At 73.4% G+C, this 15,535-nt stretch carries 16 protein-coding genes; 8 read left to right on the top strand and 8 right to left on the bottom strand.

The genetic code is table 11. The features are described 5' to 3' along the window. The first annotated feature begins 80 nt into the window (after positions 1 to 80). Both TR48_RS08795 and TR48_RS08790 read left to right on the top strand, forming a co-directional pair. On the top strand, positions 81 to 1,235 hold the full coding sequence (locus TR48_RS08795) for an NAD(P)H-dependent flavin oxidoreductase (RefSeq protein WP_042365460.1): 1,155 nt from the start codon (positions 81 to 83) through the stop codon (positions 1,233 to 1,235). Then, complete coding sequence (locus tag TR48_RS08790) at positions 1,232 to 2,803, top strand: acyl-CoA synthetase (protein ID WP_042365381.1); 1,572 nt, start codon at positions 1,232 to 1,234, stop codon at positions 2,801 to 2,803. The genes TR48_RS08795 and TR48_RS08790 overlap by 4 nt, the downstream gene beginning before the upstream one ends. 309 nt (positions 2,804 to 3,112) lie before the next feature. Here the strand turns inward: TR48_RS08790 and TR48_RS43030 are convergent, their stop codons facing one another. Both TR48_RS43030 and TR48_RS08785 read right to left on the bottom strand, forming a co-directional pair. Then, positions 3,113 to 3,253 carry a hypothetical protein gene (locus tag TR48_RS43030; RefSeq protein ID WP_161789795.1) on the bottom strand — a complete coding sequence of 47 codons (141 nt, stop codon included), beginning with the start codon at positions 3,251 to 3,253 and terminating at the stop codon, positions 3,113 to 3,115. Positions 3,254 to 3,336: 83 nt separating this feature from the next. Then, positions 3,337 to 3,687, bottom strand: a complete 351-nt coding sequence (locus tag TR48_RS08785) for a hypothetical protein (RefSeq protein ID WP_042365380.1) — start codon at positions 3,685 to 3,687, stop codon at positions 3,337 to 3,339. 245 nt (positions 3,688 to 3,932) lie between these two features. Between TR48_RS08785 and TR48_RS08780 the strand changes: the two genes are divergently transcribed. After that, positions 3,933 to 5,414 (top strand): glycoside hydrolase family 47 protein, encoded by a 1,482-nt coding sequence (locus TR48_RS08780; RefSeq protein ID WP_084729056.1) that lies wholly within the window; start codon positions 3,933 to 3,935, stop codon positions 5,412 to 5,414. A gap of 45 nt (positions 5,415 to 5,459) precedes the next feature. Here the strand turns inward: TR48_RS08780 and TR48_RS08775 are convergent, their stop codons facing one another. Next, the gene (locus TR48_RS08775) at positions 5,460 to 5,720 is read right to left on the bottom strand and encodes a hypothetical protein (protein ID WP_042365379.1); all 261 of its coding nucleotides are present in this window, start codon (positions 5,718 to 5,720) and stop codon (positions 5,460 to 5,462) included. 161 nt (positions 5,721 to 5,881) lie between these two features. On the opposite strand from TR48_RS08775, the gene TR48_RS46265 reads away from it, so the two are divergent. Together TR48_RS46265 and TR48_RS08765 are read left to right on the top strand one after the other, a co-directional pair. Then, a complete protein-coding gene (locus TR48_RS46265) occupies positions 5,882 to 7,138 on the top strand; it encodes a YihY/virulence factor BrkB family protein (RefSeq protein WP_052442506.1) in 1,257 nt (418 codons plus the stop codon). Positions 7,139 to 7,147: 9 nt separating this feature from the next. Then, positions 7,148 to 7,744, top strand: coding sequence for a DUF2231 domain-containing protein (locus TR48_RS08765; RefSeq protein WP_052442505.1), 597 nt, complete (start codon positions 7,148 to 7,150; stop codon positions 7,742 to 7,744). Here TR48_RS08765 and TR48_RS08760 read toward each other — a convergent pair. Both TR48_RS08760 and TR48_RS08755 read right to left on the bottom strand, forming a co-directional pair. Then, a complete protein-coding gene (locus TR48_RS08760; protein WP_052442504.1) occupies positions 7,727 to 8,674 on the bottom strand; it encodes an N-acetylmuramoyl-L-alanine amidase in 948 nt (315 codons plus the stop codon). The genes TR48_RS08765 and TR48_RS08760 overlap by 18 nt on opposite strands. Positions 8,675 to 8,894: 220 nt before the next feature. Then, the gene (locus TR48_RS08755; RefSeq protein ID WP_042365378.1) at positions 8,895 to 9,548 is read right to left on the bottom strand and encodes a TetR/AcrR family transcriptional regulator; all 654 of its coding nucleotides are present in this window, start codon (positions 9,546 to 9,548) and stop codon (positions 8,895 to 8,897) included. A 122-nt stretch (positions 9,549 to 9,670) separates the two neighbouring features. Here TR48_RS08755 and TR48_RS08750 point away from each other — a divergent pair, with 122 nt between their 5' ends. Continuing rightward, positions 9,671 to 10,222, top strand: a complete 552-nt coding sequence (locus TR48_RS08750) for an NAD(P)H-dependent oxidoreductase (RefSeq protein WP_042365377.1) — start codon at positions 9,671 to 9,673, stop codon at positions 10,220 to 10,222. Between the two features lie 164 nt (positions 10,223 to 10,386). After that, a complete protein-coding gene (locus tag TR48_RS08745; protein ID WP_042365376.1) occupies positions 10,387 to 11,391 on the top strand; it encodes a ketopantoate reductase family protein in 1,005 nt (334 codons plus the stop codon). A gap of 112 nt (positions 11,392 to 11,503) precedes the next feature. On the opposite strand, the gene TR48_RS46550 is transcribed toward TR48_RS08745, so the two are convergent. From TR48_RS46550 to TR48_RS08730, 3 genes are all read right to left on the bottom strand, one after another. Continuing rightward, positions 11,504 to 12,001, bottom strand: coding sequence for a DUF2087 domain-containing protein (locus TR48_RS46550; RefSeq protein WP_369405564.1), 498 nt, complete (start codon positions 11,999 to 12,001; stop codon positions 11,504 to 11,506). A gap of 90 nt (positions 12,002 to 12,091) precedes the next feature. Beyond that, entirely contained in the window at positions 12,092 to 12,766 is a 675-nt protein-coding gene (locus tag TR48_RS08735; protein ID WP_052442503.1) for a hypothetical protein, read from the bottom strand. A 287-nt stretch (positions 12,767 to 13,053) separates the two neighbouring features. Then, positions 13,054 to 14,679 (bottom strand): acyl-CoA synthetase, encoded by a 1,626-nt coding sequence (locus tag TR48_RS08730; RefSeq protein ID WP_042365375.1) that lies wholly within the window; start codon positions 14,677 to 14,679, stop codon positions 13,054 to 13,056. 172 nt (positions 14,680 to 14,851) lie between these two features. Between TR48_RS08730 and TR48_RS08725 the strand changes: the two genes are divergently transcribed. Beyond that, a partial coding sequence (locus TR48_RS08725; RefSeq protein WP_042365374.1) for a crotonase/enoyl-CoA hydratase family protein occupies positions 14,852 to 15,535 on the top strand: 684 nt, incomplete at its 3' end.

The following is a 15,535-nucleotide window of genomic DNA, read 5'->3' as shown; positions in this document are numbered from 1 at the left end:
GTCAGAAAATCTCTTCCGCTCTGCCACGGCGTGCGCCATGCTGCCCCCAGCAGCCTGGGACCGGAGCCATGGGAGCCGCGATGAGAACCCCGCTCAGCGACCGACTCGGCATCGAGCACGCGGTGTTCGGCTTCACGCCGTTCCCGGCGGTGGCCGCCGCGATCTCGCGGGCGGGCGGACTGGGCGTGCTGGGGGCCGTGCGCTACGGCGACGCCGAGGACCTCGCCAAGGACCTGGACTGGATGGACGCCCGGTGCGGCGGCAAGCCGTACGGGGTCGATGTGGTGATGCCCGCGAAGAAGGTCGAGGGCGTCACCGTCGAGCAGGTCGAGGCGATGATCCCCGAGGGTCACCGGGCCTTCGTGCGGGCCCGGCTGGCCGAGCACGGCGTGCCGGAGCTGCCCGAGGGCGAACGCGGCGGCTGGCGGATCACCGGCTGGATGGAGGAGGTCGCGCGCTCGCACGTCGACGTCGCACTGGAGCACCCGATCAAGCTGCTGGCCAGCGCGCTCGGCTCGCCGCCCGCCGACGTCATCGAACGCGCCCATGTCGCAGGCGTGTTGGTCGCCGCGTTGGCCGGCAGCGCACGCCACGCGCGGCGGCACGCGGAGGCCGGGATCGACATCGTGGTGGCGCAGGGCTACGAGGCCGGCGGGCACACGGGCGAGATCGGCACGATGGTGCTCGTCCCCGAGATCGCCGAGGCCGTCGCCCCGCTCCCCGTGCTCGCCGCCGGCGGCATCGGCACGGGCGCGCAGGTCGCCGCCGGGCTCGCGCTCGGGGCGCAGGGCGTGTGGCTCGGCTCGATCTGGCTGACCGTCACCGAGTCCGACCTCACCTCGCCCGTCCTGCGGCGCAAGCTGCTCGCCGCGGGCAGCGGGGACACCGTCCGGTCGCGCGCGCTCACCGGCAAGCCCGCGCGGCAACTGCGCACGCAGTGGACCGAGGCGTGGGAGGCCGAGGACAGCCCCGGCACCCTGCCGATGCCGCTGCAGGGCCTGCTCGTCGCCGACGCGCTCAGCCGGATCCAGACGTACGAGACGCCGGAGCTGATCGGCACGCCCGTCGGGCAGATCGTGGGCCGGATGAACGACGAACGCCCCGTCGCGGCCGTGATGGACGAGCTGACCCGCGGCTTCGAGCAGGCCGTGGCCCGGTTGCACCGCATCGCACAAGAAGACCGGATCGCGCAGGAACAGGAAAGCGCGCAGGAACAGGAAGGGGAGCAGGCATGAACCAGTCGGCGCCGACGCCGCCCGCGCTGCCCGTCGGCTTCTGGGCCCAGGCCCTGGCCGATCCGGAGCGCGTCGTGATGCACGCGCCGGACGGCGCCGCGTGGACCGCCGGGCGGCTGCACGCGGTGGCGAACCAGTTGGTGCACGGCCTGCGGGAGGCCGGGCTCGGCGTCGGCGACTCCTTCGCCGTGGTGCTGCCCAACGGCGTCGAACTGTTCACCGCGTACCTGGCCGCGTCGCAGGCCGGTCTCTACCTGGTCCCGGTCAACCACCACCTCGTCGGGCCAGAGATCGCGTGGATCGTCTCGGACAGCGGCGCCAAGGCGCTGATCGCGCACGAGCGCTTCGCCGACGCCGCGACCGCCGCCGCCGACGAGGCAGGCCTGCCCAAGGAGCGCCGCTACGCCGTCGGCGAGCTTCCGGGCTTCCGCCCCTACGCCGACCTGCTCGACGGGCGCGAGACCGCCCCGCCCCAGGACCGGACCACCGGCTGGGTCATGAACTACACCTCCGGCACCACCGGCCGCCCGCGCGGCATCCGTCGACCGCTCATCGGCAAACCCCCGGAGCAGACGCCGCTCGGCGGCTTCCTCGGCATCTTCGGCATCCGCGGCGGCCACGAGGACGTGCACCTGGTCTGCTCCCCGCTCTACCACACGGCCGTGCTGCAGTTCGCCGCCGCGTCACTGCATCTGGGGCACCAGGTGGTGCTGATGGACCGGTGGACGCCGGAGGAGATGCTGCGCCTGATCGACGCCCACGCCGTCACCCACACGCACATGGTCCCCACCCAGTTCCACCGCCTGCTCGCCCTCCCGGAGGAGACGCGCGCCCGCTACGACGTCTCCTCGATGCGCCACGCGATCCACGGCGCCGCGCCCTGCCCCGACCACGTGAAGCGCGCCATGATCGACTGGTGGGGCGAGTGCGTCGAGGAGTACTACGCCGCGAGCGAGGGCGGCGGCACGTTCTCGACGGCGCGGGAGTGGCTGGAACGCCCCGGCACGGTCGGCAGGGCCTGGCCGATCAGCGAGATCGCCGTGCTCGACGAGGACGGCGAGGCGGTTCCGACGGGAGAGCTCGGCACGGTCTACATCAAGATGAACACCGGCGGCTTCGCCTACCACAAGGATGAGGCCAAGACCCGGGCCAACCGGGTCGGCGACTTCTTCACCGTCGGCGACCTGGGCCTGCTCGACGCGGACGGCTACCTCTTCCTGCGGGACCGGAAGATCGACATGATCATCTCGGGCGGCGTGAACATCTACCCCGCCGAGATCGAGTCCGCCCTGCTGCGCCATCCCGCAGTCGCGGACGCGGCCGCCTTCGGCATCCCGCACGACGACTGGGGCGAGGAGGTCAAGGCCGTCGTCGAACCGGCCCCCGGCCACCTGGCGGGCCCGGAGCTCGCGGCCGACATCCTCGCCCACTGCGAACGCGTCCTGGCCGGCTTCAAGCGTCCCCGCTCGGTCGACTTCGTCGCCGAACTGCCCCGCGACCCCAACGGCAAGCTCTACAAGCGCCGCCTCCGCGATCCGTACTGGGAGGGCCGCACCCGCCAGGTCTGACCTGGCTCGCGCGGGCCGGGGCCGCAGGCGCCGCTGCCCGGCTCGGGCCGGGTGACCCGATCGGGCCCCGGCGGCCCTTGAGGGCGCTGCCGACCTCGCGTGCGTCCCACGCCCGACCTCGCGTGCGTCCCACGCCCGACCTCGCGTGCGTCCCGCGCCGCGGGCGCGTGCCCGTGCGGGCGCTGCCGTGCCACGACAGCGCCGCCCGGCCGACCCCGGCGGCGACCCGGCGCGGGAGAACACGGTCTCCGCAGGGCGGCCCAGGCACGGGCTCCCGTGCGGGTGGGTGCCCGTGCGCCGCCGGAGGGCTCAGCCGTCCTGGTCGCCGTCCCCGGTCTCGAGGTCGCCCTCGGCCTTGGGGTGGTCGTAGGCGTGCTCGTTCTGCTCCGAAGTGGCGTCGCGATCGGCGTCGTCCGGCGTGGGTTGCGCCGGGGGAGTAGCGGTGGTCATCGCGGGCCTCCCGTCGTGCTCGACGTAGGGACGCCTACCCGTGTTCGGCCGGGGTTAACAGCGGGCGCGCGCCCGCCGTGCCCTCACGCGGCGAGGTCCACCTCCGCCAGGACCTGGTCGTGGCGGTCGCGGATCTGGATCCGGCGCGGCATGGTGCGCTCGCGCACCTCCGTGCCGTCCTCGCCGATCGGGTGGGGGTGTCCGAGCGCGCCGCGGACCGCGTCAGCAAGGGAGCCGTCGCGCAGCGCCGCGTCCAGCGGCGCGGTGTCGTCGCGGAGCCAGTGCAGCATCAGCACCCAGCCGCGGTGCGGGCCGGGCGTGCGGGGCTGCGTCGGCTCTGCGCTGAGGCCGAGCGCGCCGAGGGCCTCGATCAGCTCCTCGACGTCCTCGCCGTCCAGGTGCTGGAAGTTCTCCTCGATCAGGAGCTGAGGCATGGCTGTCGTGTTCCTTCCCCCGAGGGCCCTGGCGGAGCCCTGCCCGTCGCGATCTTGATGCCCGTCCCGCGCCCGCTCGAATCCTGTCGACCGCCCTTCCCGTGACTGTTTCTGACGTCGGGTCCGACGCGTGACCGGACGTCCCGCGCGGCGCTGCGGCGATCGGCGGCACCGCGCGAACCCGATCGGGCGAGCCGTCGGCGTGGAGATCATCCGACGAACGGCGTTTGTGGCCTCCTCGATCCATGACGGCCTTTTCCCTCCCGCCCCCGCTCCCCGAGCGCGCCGGGGGCTCCGGGGAGGAGGCGCGGGCGGGCTCCACCCGGCGGAGGGTGCTGACGGGGGCCGGGGTCGCCGCCTCCTCGCTGGTGCTCGGCGTCGCCGCGAGCGGTCGGCAGCCCGCGTCCGCGGACGCGCGGCTCGCCGCCGAGGTGCACGCGGAGTTCCTGCACGGCTGGCGCGGCTACCAGGCTGCCGCCTGGGGCTACGACGAGGTCCGGCCGCTCAGCGGGACCCCTCACGACTTCTTCGCCCCGGGGCGGACCTTCGGCCTGTCCATCGTCGAGGCGCTCGACACGCTCTTCCTGATGGAGGAGAACCTGGAGGCGGCCCGCTGCTGCGACTGGATCGAGCACCACCTGGACCCCGTGCAGGACGCGTCGGTGCAGGTCTTCGAGGCCGTGATCCGCCTGGTCGGCGGGGTGCTGGCGGGGTATCAGGCGACCGGCCGCCGCCCCCTGCTGCAGCGCGCCCGCGAGCTCGGGGACCGCCTGCTGCCGGCGTTCACGGCCTCGCCCACCGGCCTGCCGTACACCCACGTCAACCTGCGCACCGGCGCCGTCCACGGGGACGTCGCCACACTCGCCGAGATCGGCAGCAACGCCATGGAGTTCGGGCTGCTCAGCCGACTCACCGGGGACCCCCGCTACTACGAGGCGAGCGTCCGCGCCTACCGGGCCGCGGTCTCCCGACGCAGCGCGCTGGACCTGCTGGGCACCTCGCTCCACGTCGAGACCGGCCGGTGGGCCGACACCACGGCGGTGGCGCCGAACGCACCGGTCGACTCGTTCTACGAGTACCTCTACATGGCCGGGGCCCAGTTCCGTGATCGCACGCTCGGCTCCTGGTACCGCACGCTGAACGCCGCCGTCCTGCGCCACCAGGCCGTCCGGGTCGGCGGGCGGCTCTGGTTCCGCACGGTCGACTTCCGCTCCGGCAGGCCGAGCGGCGTCGGCACCTGTCAGCAGCAGCTCGGCTCCTTCTACGCCGGCCTGCTCGCCAGGAGCGGCACGCCGGAGCAGGGCGCGGACTACTTCGACTCCTGGACGGCGGTGCTGGACCGCCACCCCGTGCTGCCGGAGTCCGTGGACTGCGCCACGCTGGCCCCCGTGGACCGCGGCGGGCTGCTGCGGCCCGAGTATGCCAACGCCGCCTTCGACCTGTGGCGCGCGACCGGCCTGGACCGCTACCGGCAGGCCGCCTACCGCTGGTTCACCGCGATGCGGGAGCGGCAGCGCGTCCCCGGCGGCTACACGACGCTGGGCGACGTCACCGCGCCCCCGGGCAGCCCGAACGCCTACGGCGACCTGACGCCCGGCTACTGGTTCGCGGAGAACCTCAAGTACCTGTGGCTGATGTTCTCCGCGACACCGCGCTTCGACTACCGCGCGGGCCTGCTCTCCACGGAGGGCAAGGCGCTGGTGGGTCTGCGGCAGCGCTGGGTGTGAGCCGTCCGGGGAGGACGGTCGGCGCGGAGCGGGCGGCGGGGCCGGTCAGGGACCGCTGTGGGCCGCGGGCGCGGCGGGCGCCGGGTGCGTCATGCTCGGCAGCAGCTCGCAGTAGCGCTGCCGGCACGCCGGGCAGAGGCGTTCGGGGAAGATGTCGCGCAGGTCCGCGGACGAGCGGGTCCTGCTGTCGGCGGTCATCGTCCGATCGCACAGTGCGACGGTGTCGCCCTCGCGGACCAGGTGCCACAGGTGGATCTCGGCGTCCACGGATGCGAAACCGTACTCGGCCTTCAGTTCGAAGATCACGGCTATCACCTCGTACCCATCCTGCACCCGAGCGCCCCTGAACGACTCGAGGCCGGGCCGATGACGTCACCCGCACGGCGGCGGTCGGCCCGCGTGCACCAGGCGGACGCGCCGGGGCATCTCCGGGGCATGCGGTCCGCGAAGGCGGGAACAGGCCAGTTATGGCCAACCGCCTGGAACGCGGACTGCGGCGGATCGACCGCTGGCAGCAGAGCCGACGGGTGCCCGGCTTCGTCTTCGGGGTGATCAAGAAGTACGGCGACGACCGCGGCGGCTCGCTCGCGGCGCTGATCACCTACTACGGCTTCGCGGCCCTGTTCCCGCTGCTGCTGCTCCTGACCACGTCCCTGGGCTTCGCCCTGCGCGGCAACCCGGGGTTCCAGAAGGACGTGCTGAACTCGGCCCTCGCCGACTTCCCCGTCATCGGCGACCAACTGCGCGGCAGCGTGCACTCCCTGCAGGGCAGCGCGCTGGCCGTGGCCATCGGCTGTCTCGGCCTGCTCTACGGCTCCCTGGGCATCGCGCAGTCGCTCCAGTTCGCCATGGCGCAGATCTGGAACGTGCCCGGCGTGCGACGGCCCGGCTACTGGCCGCGGCTGGCCCGCTCGCTGCTGCTCATCCTCGCGCTGGGCCTCGGCCTGCTGCTCTCCTCGGCGGCCACCGCCGTCCTGGGCGCGGTGTCGTCCGGCGCGGTCGTCTTCGCCTTCGGGCTGCTCGCGTCGGTGTGCCTCAACACCGTGCTCTACCTTGCCTGCTTCAGCGTACTGACCCCCAAGGACGTCCACTGGCGCCAGATGATGCCGGGCTGCCTGATCGCCGGGCCGGTGTGGACGGCGCTGCAGGCCTTCGGCGGTGCGCTGGTCGCGCACCAGCTGCGTCACGCCACCCAGGTCTACGGCCTGTTCGGGACCGTGCTCGGGCTGCTGTGGTGGATCTACCTGGGCGCCCAGCTCTCCCTCTACGCCGCCGAGGTCAACGTCGTGCGGGCCCGTCGGCTCTGGCCGCGGAGCATCCTCCAGCCGCCGCTCACCCCGGCGGACCGGCGGGTCCTCGACGCCATCGCGGAACAGAACCGCCGCCGCCCCGAGCAGAGCGTGCGGAGCAGCTTCACCGACGAGGAGCCCGGGCCGGACGAGGGCGTCGGTGCGTCCTCGGCAGCCCCCGGATCCTCGGCGGGCGCCGCATCCTCGGCCGGCGCCGGGTCCTCGGCGGGCGCCGCGTCCCCGGTCGGCGCCGGGTCCTCGGCGGGTGTCGCGTCCCCGGTCGGCGCGGGGAGCGCCGGGGGCGGGGAGCGCCTCCACGAGCGGCGCTCGGAGCGGGACGAGGCCGCGGGCGCGGTGGCCGAGCACGGCTCATCGGGTGAGGGGGCGCGCCCGGCCGGGCGCATGCGCGGTTTCGGCGGCCCGCAGGGCGGTTAGCCACACAGCATGGACATCACCGGTGCGACGGCCGCCTCGCGCCCGGAGGGGGTCAGGGGCTCGCTCCCGGCCCTCCGCCCGGTGCGGCGGATCCTCGACGAGACCCTGGACCGGATCGACGGACTCGAGCAGCTCCAGCAGCTCGACCCACTGGCGGAGCGGCTCCGCCCGTTCGTGCGTTCACTGCCGCTCGGCGCGGTCCGCGAGGGACTGCGCGGCGGCTGGCTCGGCTACTCGGCGCACCCCGCGCTGGTGCAGATCCCGATCGGCTGCTGGACCTCCGCCGCCGTGCTGGACCTTGTCCCGGGCGAACGCCGGGCGGCGACGCTGATGGTCGCCCTGGGGTTCCTCGGGGCGCTGCCGGCGGAGCTCGCCGGCTGGGTGGACTGGGCCGAGCTGCCCACGGCCGAGGAGCGCCGCGCCGGACTCGTCCACGCGACCGCGAGCGCCACCGCGACGACCCTCTACGCCCTGTCCTGGGCGGCCCGCCTGCGCGGGCGCTCGGGACGCGGCCGGATGCTCGGCTTCGCGGGGCTGGCGGTGGCCACCGCCGGAGGCATGATCGGTGGTCACCTGGCGCACGGACGGTCAGCCGACGCGGCCTGACGGGGGCGTCGTCGTCGGGGCGGCGGCGTCGTTCGACGCGCCGCTCCCGGCCGTCCCGGTCGCAGTCCCGGTCGCCGTGGTCCTCGTGTTCGTGTTCGTGGTCGTCGGGGGCGTCCGGGGCGCGGTGAGGAAGCGCGTGATGCCGAGGGCGACCCCGTGTGCGGCCAGTTCACGCCAGACCGGCGCGGAGAGCCGGGCCGCGTCGGCGGTGTTGCGCATGTTGCCGCACTCGATGAAGACCGCCGGGACCTTCGACAGGTTCAGTCCGCCGAGGTCGGAGCGCACCATCAGGCCGGTGCCGCCGCCCAGGTAGGTGGCGAACGGCTCTCCGGTGACGGCCGCGAACGTGTCGCGCAGAGTCACACCGAGGCTGCGGGAGGGCGCGACGATCGGGCGGGTGTCGGCCGTGCCCGCGACGACCTCGGCGGGCAGGATCACGTGGAAGCCGAAGCCTTCCGGCGTCGCCCCGTCCGCGTGGAGAGCCACCACGGCGTCCGCGTCGGCCTCGTTCCCGATCGCGGCGCGCTCGGTGACGCACGGCCCCCAGGGCCGGTCGCCGTCCTGCGTGAGGATCACCCGGGCCCCCTCGGCGAGCAGCAGCACCCGCACACGGCGGGCCAGGTCGAGGGTGAAGTCGGCCTCGCGGTAGCCCGCGTCGGTCGCGGTGCCGGTGGTGTTGCAGGCCTTGCGGCCGTTGCCGACGTCGACGAGCCGGGCGATCTCGTCCCGGTGGTCGAAGTTGCCGGGATTGTGCCCGGGGTCGAGCACGACGGTGCGCCCGGCGAGAGGGAGCGGCGTCAGGCCGTGTGCGGCCTCGTGCGGGACCGGCTGGCGGGTGCCGGCAGCGCCGACATCCCCCGGGCCGAGGGCGGCGGCGGGCATAGCGAGCGCCGAGACCACTGAGATGGCCGCCAGGCCGGTAGCCCGCATGTCCGCACCTCCCGCAGTTTCTGTGCCGTCGGCACCGTCGGCACCGTCGGCACCGTCGGGACCGTCGGGACCGTCCGGTCCGTGTGATCGTTCTGTTCTGATCACGGCAGCACACCGGTCGTGGACCCCGGGCGCGGCTCGTCGGCGTGCCGCGACGGACCACCCTGACGGCGGCATCGCCGCAGCGAGGACCGCCGGGCGGCGGGGCGGGCAGGCCGGTTCAGCGGCGGTGGGTGACGCGGGCGACCAGGTCGCGCCAACCGGCCTCGAGCTCCTGCGCGGTGCGGCCGCGGCCGGTCAGCAGGTGGTGCACGAAGGCCGGATCCAGCGTGCCGAGCAGCGTCTCGGCGAGCAGTTCCACATCGCCCTGGACGCCCGCCTTGTGCAGCAGCATCGCGAGGTGGCGGGTGCGCACCCGGCGCGGCGGGGCGCCGTAGCGGGCCGCGGTCTGCTGGTCGGCCTCCAGGTAGAGGTTCATATGCTCGGACATGTGCCGCAGCGCCGCCACACCGAAGGCTTCCAGGCGCGTGACAGGGTCCGCATCGGGGCCCAGCGGGGGCGGCCCGAACATGAAGGCGTCCTGGAACGCGCGCTCCGTCCGGTCCAGCACCGCGAGGAGCAGCCCGACCCGGTCGCCGAAGCGGCGGAAGACCGTGCCCTTGCCGACGCAGGCCGCCGCCGCGACGGCGTCCATGGTCAGATGCTCGGCGCCCTGCTCTTGGATAAGCGTGGCGGCGGCCTGGAGCAGCCTGGCGCGGTTGCGCGCGGCGTCGGCGCGCTCGGTCGGGTCCTGGTCGCAGAGCGGGAGCACGGCTCGTCCGTCGGCGGGTCGCGCCTCGGGGCTGAGCGCCATGGGCTCGGAGGGCGGGGTCATGTCTCACAGCCTAGCGCGCGACGGGAACAAATGGACCGCAGTCCGCTTTTATGTTAGACATGAACCGGACCACGGTCCGTTAGGCCTTCAGACTTCGCACGGAATCATCTCGGGAGATCGCCATGTCCGTCCGCATTGTCGCCCTCGTCGGCAGCCTCCGGGTCGGCTCGCACAACCGGCAGCTGGCCGAGGCCGCCGTCAAGCTGGCGCCGGAGGGCGCCGAGGTGTCCATCCTCGACGGCCTGGCCGACATCCCGTTCTACAACGAGGACATCGACGTCGAGGGCTCCGTCCCGGCCGCCGCCACCGCGCTGCGCGAGGCCGTCGCCGCCGCTGACGCCGTCGTCCTGTTCTCGCCCGAGTACAACGGCACCATCCCGGCCGTCCTCAAGAACGCCATCGACTGGCTGTCCCGCCCGTACGGCGGCGGCGCGCTGACCGGCAAGCCGGTCGCCGTGGTCGGCACCGCCTACGGCCAGTTCGGCGGCGTCTGGGCCCAGGACGAGGCCCGCAAGGCCGCGGGCATCGCCGGTGCCAAGGTCCTTGAGGACGTCAAGCTCTCCGTCCCCGGTTCGGTCGTGCGCTTCGCCGAGACCCACCCGGTCGACGACGAGGAGGTCGCCGCCCAGCTCGTCGCCGTCCTCGGTCAGATCTCCGTCGCCGCCGCGGTCTGATCGCTCGGCCGCCGACGCGGCCCGGTCGTCACGCCGCTGTCGGCGCCCCGGCCCCGTCCCTCTCTCGAGGGGCGGGGCCGGTCGTCGTGGGAGCGCGCTTCGCTGAGCGCAGAAGCCGCGCGTAATACGCGGTCCGACGCCGAACCGGCGCTACTGTTCGAGCCATGCGTTATGTGATCGTCGGGGCCGGCGCCGTGGGCGGCGCGATGGGTGGGCGTCTGGCCCAGGGCGGCCACGAGGTGGCGCTGGTGGCGCGTGGCGCGCATCTGGACGCACTGCGCACCGACGGGCTGCGCCTGGTCACGCCGCAGGGCACCGAGCGGTTGCGCATCCCCGCCTACGCCCACCACGAGGACCTGGGCCCGCTGCGGCCCGACGACGTGCTCGTGCTCGCCGTCAAGTCGCAGGACACGGAGTCAGTGCTGCGCGACTGGGCGCGCGCGGCCGTCAGCGGCGGCGGGACGGCCGGTGAGTCGCTGCCCGTCGTCTGCGCGCAGAACGGCGTGGCCAACGAGGGGACCGCGCTGCGCTACTTCGCCGAGGTGGTCGGCATGTGCGTCTGGCTGCCCGCCACCCACCTGCAGCCCGGCACCGTGATCACCCATTGCGCACCGCTCTCGGGAATCCTGACGCTGGGAGGATTCCCGAGCGCGGCGGACCGCTACGCGCAACGGATCGCGGTCGACCTGAAGGGCAGCACCTTCGACGCGCCCGTCGTCCCCGACGTGATGCGCTGGAAGTACGGCAAGCTGCTCAACAACCTGGCCAACGCCCTCGAAGCGCTGGTGGGCGGCGAGGGCATCCCGAACGTGGCGGACGTGTGGCAGACCATGCGTGCCGAGGGCGTCGCCGTGCTGGACGCCGCCGGCATCGCCTACTCGACGGAGGAGGAGCGCCAGGCCGTGCAGGGCGGCCGGATGGGCGTCGTCCCGATTCCGGACGTGGTCCGGGCCGGCGGCTCGACCTGGCAGAGCCTGACCCGCGGCGGCGGGGTCGAGGTGGACTTCCTCAACGGCGAGATCTCCATGCTGGGCCGCCTGCACGGCGTGCCGACCCCGGCCAACGACCTCGTCCGCCGCGAGGTGATCCGCCTCGCCGCCGAGGGCCTGCCGCCCGGCAGCGCCTCCCCGGACGAACTGCGCTCGGAGCTGGCGAAGGCGGCGCGCTGACCGGCGATGGCCGGCGATGGTCGGCGACCCCCGGACCGACGGTGCGCCGGCCTGGTGGCGCGGTGACCGGTGGCGTGCAGCCCTGTCTCCGCGCTGATCGGCCGCGCGGGGACTAATCGTCCGCGACCGTGGCCGCGACCCGGTAGGAGGTCCCGTCCGCGGAGCGCGTCAGGAAACCGTTCTCGACCAGGTAGCGACGCAGGGCCGCGCAGTCGTCCCAGTACTGCTTCAGGGCGATGTTGACCTCGGGCTCGGAGTAGGCCACGCCCCGCTCGAAGACCCGGTCCCTGAGGTGGGCGAGCACCGCGAGCCGCCGTGCCGGTCGCGTTGGCATCTCGGTCAGCCGACCGTCCTTGAACAGCTGGGCCACCTCCGACGCCTCCGTCCGCTCGGGCGCGCGCATCGCCTGGGCGAAGGCGTCCGTGCGGGCGTAGAACCGCCCGTCCCTGGCGTCCACCAGCCCCACCTGCTCCAAGCGCGCCCCGTGCCGCCCGAGCACGGCGGACTCCACCCCCTCCTCCCCGGCGAGCACGGCGCGGGCGAAGGCAAGCAGCCGGTCCTGGTCGGCGAGTGCGGAGGCGAGAGGCGCGAGCAGCGCGATGTCAGGCATGCCGCTCAGGCTAGGGAGGCGTGCAGGACGGGCGCGAACGGTTTTCGTGGGGCGGCGGCAGCGCCGCGCGGGCCCGACGGCGCTGCTGGCTCAGCGCTCGGCCGAGCGCGGGTTGGTCGTCTCGCCGTTCGGGCGGCGTATGCGGTCGACGAATCCCAGCACCTCGTCGGCGGTGGGCCAGCGGCCGGAGGTGAGGCGGCCGGGCTCGTGGGGGTGGGCGTCCGCGCTCTCCGCCGTGGGTTCCGCGCGGGTCCAGTGCCGCAGGGCGTCCGCCTCCTGCGTGCACTCGTCACTCAGACGACTCACCTCGTCCTCGGAGAAGCGGTGCTGGCGGTCCTGGACCGCCCAGCGCAACTCCTCCGCCGCATGCGTGATCTGCTCGGCTCGGGCGCGCAGCTCCGGCAGCTTGGCGTCGACCCGGGACACCTCGGGCTCGTGCTCCAGGACGCGCAACTGCGCGTCCAGCTCGGCGCCGTGCGCCTCCAGGCGCTTCAGCAACTGGAGCGACTCGCCGACCTGCGCATCCTGGGAGACGGCGGACTCCAGCGCCTGGCGCGTGCCCTCGAGGGTGCCGCGCAGGCGCAGCCGGACCGAGGCGATCCGGCCCGGCGCTCCGGGGTTGGTGTAGGCGCGGGCCTTCAGGGCCATGTTCTCGGCTTTCGAGCCCACGGCGCGGGCAGCCTTGACCGTGCCCACCACGACGAGCGCGCCGATTCCGACCAGCACGCACAGGAACAGCAGAACCACGATGACCAGAGCACCCATCACCGGTCAGCCTCCTCGCTCCCGCCCGACCAGAGAATTCCACGGTAGCCGCTGGATCCGACGATGAGCTCGTTCGCAGGGACGAGACCGGGCAACATCGGGGATCACTCCAGGGACGTTTGAGGGAGAACCCTGAGTTCCCCCTGACTTCGTCGTCCCCTGCGGCCCTGCGGCCCTGCGGCCCTGCGGCCCTGCGGTCCGCGCCGTCGCGGCCGTCCCGGGTTTCCTCGCTGTCCCGGCCGTCGCCGCTGTCCCGGCCGTCGCGGCTGTCCGTGGCGCCCGGCGGTTCAGCCGGCGGCGATCCGCTTCGCCCAGCGCATGTCAGGCTTGCCGGTCGGCGTGCGTTCGATCCCCGGCACGAGGTGCAGGCGTCGCGGGACCTTGTAGCCGGCGACGTGCGAGCGACAGTGCGCCTGCAGCGCGTCAAGGGTCAGCTCGGCCGAGCCGTCGCGCTGGTGGACCAGGGCGACCACGGTCTCGCCCCAGCGCTCGTCGGGAGCGCCGACGACCACCGTGTCGTAGACGGCCGGATGAGACTTGATCGCGGATTCCACCTCCTCGGGGAAGACCTTCTCGCCGCCGGTGTTGATGCAGGACGAGCCGCGTCCGAGCAGGGTGATCCGGCCGTCCTCCTCGCGGCGGGCCCAGTCGCCGGGAACCGCGTAGCGGGTGCCGTCGGGCGCGGTGCGGAAGACCTCGGCGCTTTTGGCCGGGTCCCCGAGGTAGTGCAGCGGGATGTTGCCGCGGCGGGCGAGCCTGCCGACGACGCCGGGCGGCAGCGGGTTGAGGTCGTCGTCGACGACCTCGGAGTCGCCGACGGGGCGGGTGGTGACCGTGCCCTGCCCCTCCTTCTCGTCGGCGCTGAAGTGGGCGACCCCGCCCGCGCCGCCCTCCGACGAGCCGACGGCGTCGCTGAGGTAGAGGGTCGGGAACCGTTCCAGGAAGCGGCGCTTGACCGGGGCGGAGAACAGCGCCGCGCTGCTGACCAGACCGAACATCGAGGTCAGGTCGTAGGCCTCGGCCTCCGGCCGGTCGAGCGCCTCCACCAGTGGACGGCCCATCGCGTCGCCGGTGATCATCACGACGTGGATCGCCTCGCTGCCGACCAGCTGCCACACCCGCTCGGGGACGAACCGGTCGATCAGCACCGCCCGGTTGCCGCGGAACAACTGCTGCATCAGCCCCCACTGGGTCGCGCCGTGCATCAGCGGCGCGATCGGGAAGAAGGTCATCGGGTTGGCGTTCCCGCTGCTCACGATCTCCTCGGGGGTGGCCATGCGATGGCCGTTGGTGACGTCGATTCCGCCGCCGAGGGCGAAGAACACGTCCTCCTGGCGCCAGACCACGCCCTTGGGCAGGCCCGTCGTGCCGCCGGTGAAGAGCAGGTAGTGGTCGTCGGGCGAGCGCGGCGGGAAGTCGCGCTCCGGCCCGCCGGACGCGAGGGCCTTCTCGTACGGGACGGCCTGCGGCGCGGAGCCGGCGGACGCCTGGGCCGTGCCGTCCTCGATGACGATCAGATGCCGCAGGCCCGGCAGTCCCGGGAGCACCTCGGCCACGCGGCCGGCGTACCGCTCCTGGTAGATCAGCACGGCGGGCTCGGCCATGCCCAGCAGGTAGGCGAGCTCGTCCGTGACATAGCGGTAGTTGACGTTGACGCAGACCGCGCGGACCTTGCAGATCGCGAGCAGGGACTCGACCCACTCCACGCAGTTCAGCGCGTAGACGCCGACGCGGTCCCCGGGGGCGAGACCGGCCTCCTGGAGGTGGTGGGCCAGGCGGTTGGCCCGTTCGTCCAGCTCGGCGAAGGTGCGCCGGTGGACGGCCGTGCCGTCGGCGGAGGCGCAGCTGATCGCCTCGCGCCCCGGGTAGTGGTCAACCGCTTGCTCGAACAGATCGGCCAGGTTGAATTCCATGGCCGGAGAGTAGGAGCGGTGCGAGGAGAACTCCAGGCTTCCGACGACGCGAACTTCTTCTTGATCGCACGGAGTTGATTTTCGATGTGGCCCTTGAAAACCCGCCAGCAAGACTGCAACCTGTTCTAGATCTGAGCGGGATTCGGTTGCTGCGGCATGCGGAGGCGGCCCCATGGCAGGCACGGAACATCTGATCATCGAACGGCAGGGTGCGACGCTCGTCCTGACGTTGAACCGCCCCGAGGCAAAGAACGCGTTCTCGATACCGATGCTCGTTGGATTGCACGACGCATGGGTCGAAGCGGACGCCGACGACGCCGTCCGGTCCATTGTGTTGACCGGTGCGGGTGGGGCCTTCTGTGCCGGAATGGATCTGAAAGCACTCGCCGGAGGCGGATTCGCGCAGGACGACCCGTATCGCGCGCGGCTCGCCGCCGAGCCGGACCTCCACTGGAAGGCCATGCTGCGCGGGTATCGCCCGCGCAAGCCCGTCCTCGCCGCGGTCGAGGGCGTCTGCGTGGCCGGTGGGACGGAGGTGCTCCAGGCCACCGACATCCGCGTCGCCGGGGAGTCGGCGACCTTCGGCCTGTTCGAGGTCCGCCGCGGGCTCTTCCCGGTGGGCGGCTCGACCGTCCGCCTGACCCGGCAGATCCCGCACACCCATGCCCTGGAGATGCTGCTCACCGGCCGCCGCTACAGCGCCGCCGAGGCGCACGACATCGGGCTCGTCGGCAGCGTCGTCCCCGACGGCGGCGCGCTCAAGCGCGCGCTCGAACTCGCCGAGGCTGTCAACGAGGCCGCACCGCTGGCCGTCGAGGCGGTCAAGCGCTCGGTCTACGAGACCGCGGCGCTCAGC

The sequence above is a fragment of the Streptacidiphilus neutrinimicus genome, from assembly GCF_000787815.1.
GTDB classification, from domain to species: Bacteria; Actinomycetota; Actinomycetes; order Streptomycetales; family Streptomycetaceae; genus Streptacidiphilus; species Streptacidiphilus neutrinimicus.
This window is presented reverse-complemented; position numbering and strand designations above follow the sequence as displayed.

Bases quoted from the DNA above. Each gene is read 5' to 3' on its own strand.
- TR48_RS08760 (WP_052442504.1), bottom strand. From the start codon at position 8,674: ATGCGGGCTACCGGCCTGGCGGCCATCTCAGTGGTCTCGGCGCTCGCT.
- TR48_RS08785 (WP_042365380.1), bottom strand. From the start codon at position 3,687: ATGCCTCAGCTCCTGATCGAGGAGAACTTCCAGCACCTGGACGGCGAG.
- TR48_RS08750 (WP_042365377.1), top strand. From the start codon at position 9,671: ATGTCCGTCCGCATTGTCGCCCTCGTCGGCAGCCTCCGGGTCGGCTCG.
- TR48_RS08745 (WP_042365376.1), top strand. From the start codon at position 10,387: ATGCGTTATGTGATCGTCGGGGCCGGCGCCGTGGGCGGCGCGATGGGT.
- TR48_RS08795 (WP_042365460.1), top strand. From the start codon at position 81: ATGAGAACCCCGCTCAGCGACCGACTCGGCATCGAGCACGCGGTGTTC.
- TR48_RS08755 (WP_042365378.1), bottom strand. From the start codon at position 9,548: ATGACCCCGCCCTCCGAGCCCATGGCGCTCAGCCCCGAGGCGCGACCC.
- TR48_RS46550 (WP_369405564.1), bottom strand. From the start codon at position 12,001: ATGCCTGACATCGCGCTGCTCGCGCCTCTCGCCTCCGCACTCGCCGAC.
- TR48_RS43030 (WP_161789795.1), bottom strand. From the start codon at position 3,253: ATGACCACCGCTACTCCCCCGGCGCAACCCACGCCGGACGACGCCGAT.
- TR48_RS08735 (WP_052442503.1), bottom strand. From the start codon at position 12,766: ATGGGTGCTCTGGTCATCGTGGTTCTGCTGTTCCTGTGCGTGCTGGTC.
- TR48_RS08765 (WP_052442505.1), top strand. From the start codon at position 7,148: ATGGACATCACCGGTGCGACGGCCGCCTCGCGCCCGGAGGGGGTCAGG.
- TR48_RS08730 (WP_042365375.1), bottom strand. From the start codon at position 14,679: ATGGAATTCAACCTGGCCGATCTGTTCGAGCAAGCGGTTGACCACTAC.
- TR48_RS08780 (WP_084729056.1), top strand. From the start codon at position 3,933: ATGACGGCCTTTTCCCTCCCGCCCCCGCTCCCCGAGCGCGCCGGGGGC.
- TR48_RS08790 (WP_042365381.1), top strand. From the start codon at position 1,232: ATGAACCAGTCGGCGCCGACGCCGCCCGCGCTGCCCGTCGGCTTCTGG.
- TR48_RS46265 (WP_052442506.1), top strand. From the start codon at position 5,882: ATGGCCAACCGCCTGGAACGCGGACTGCGGCGGATCGACCGCTGGCAG.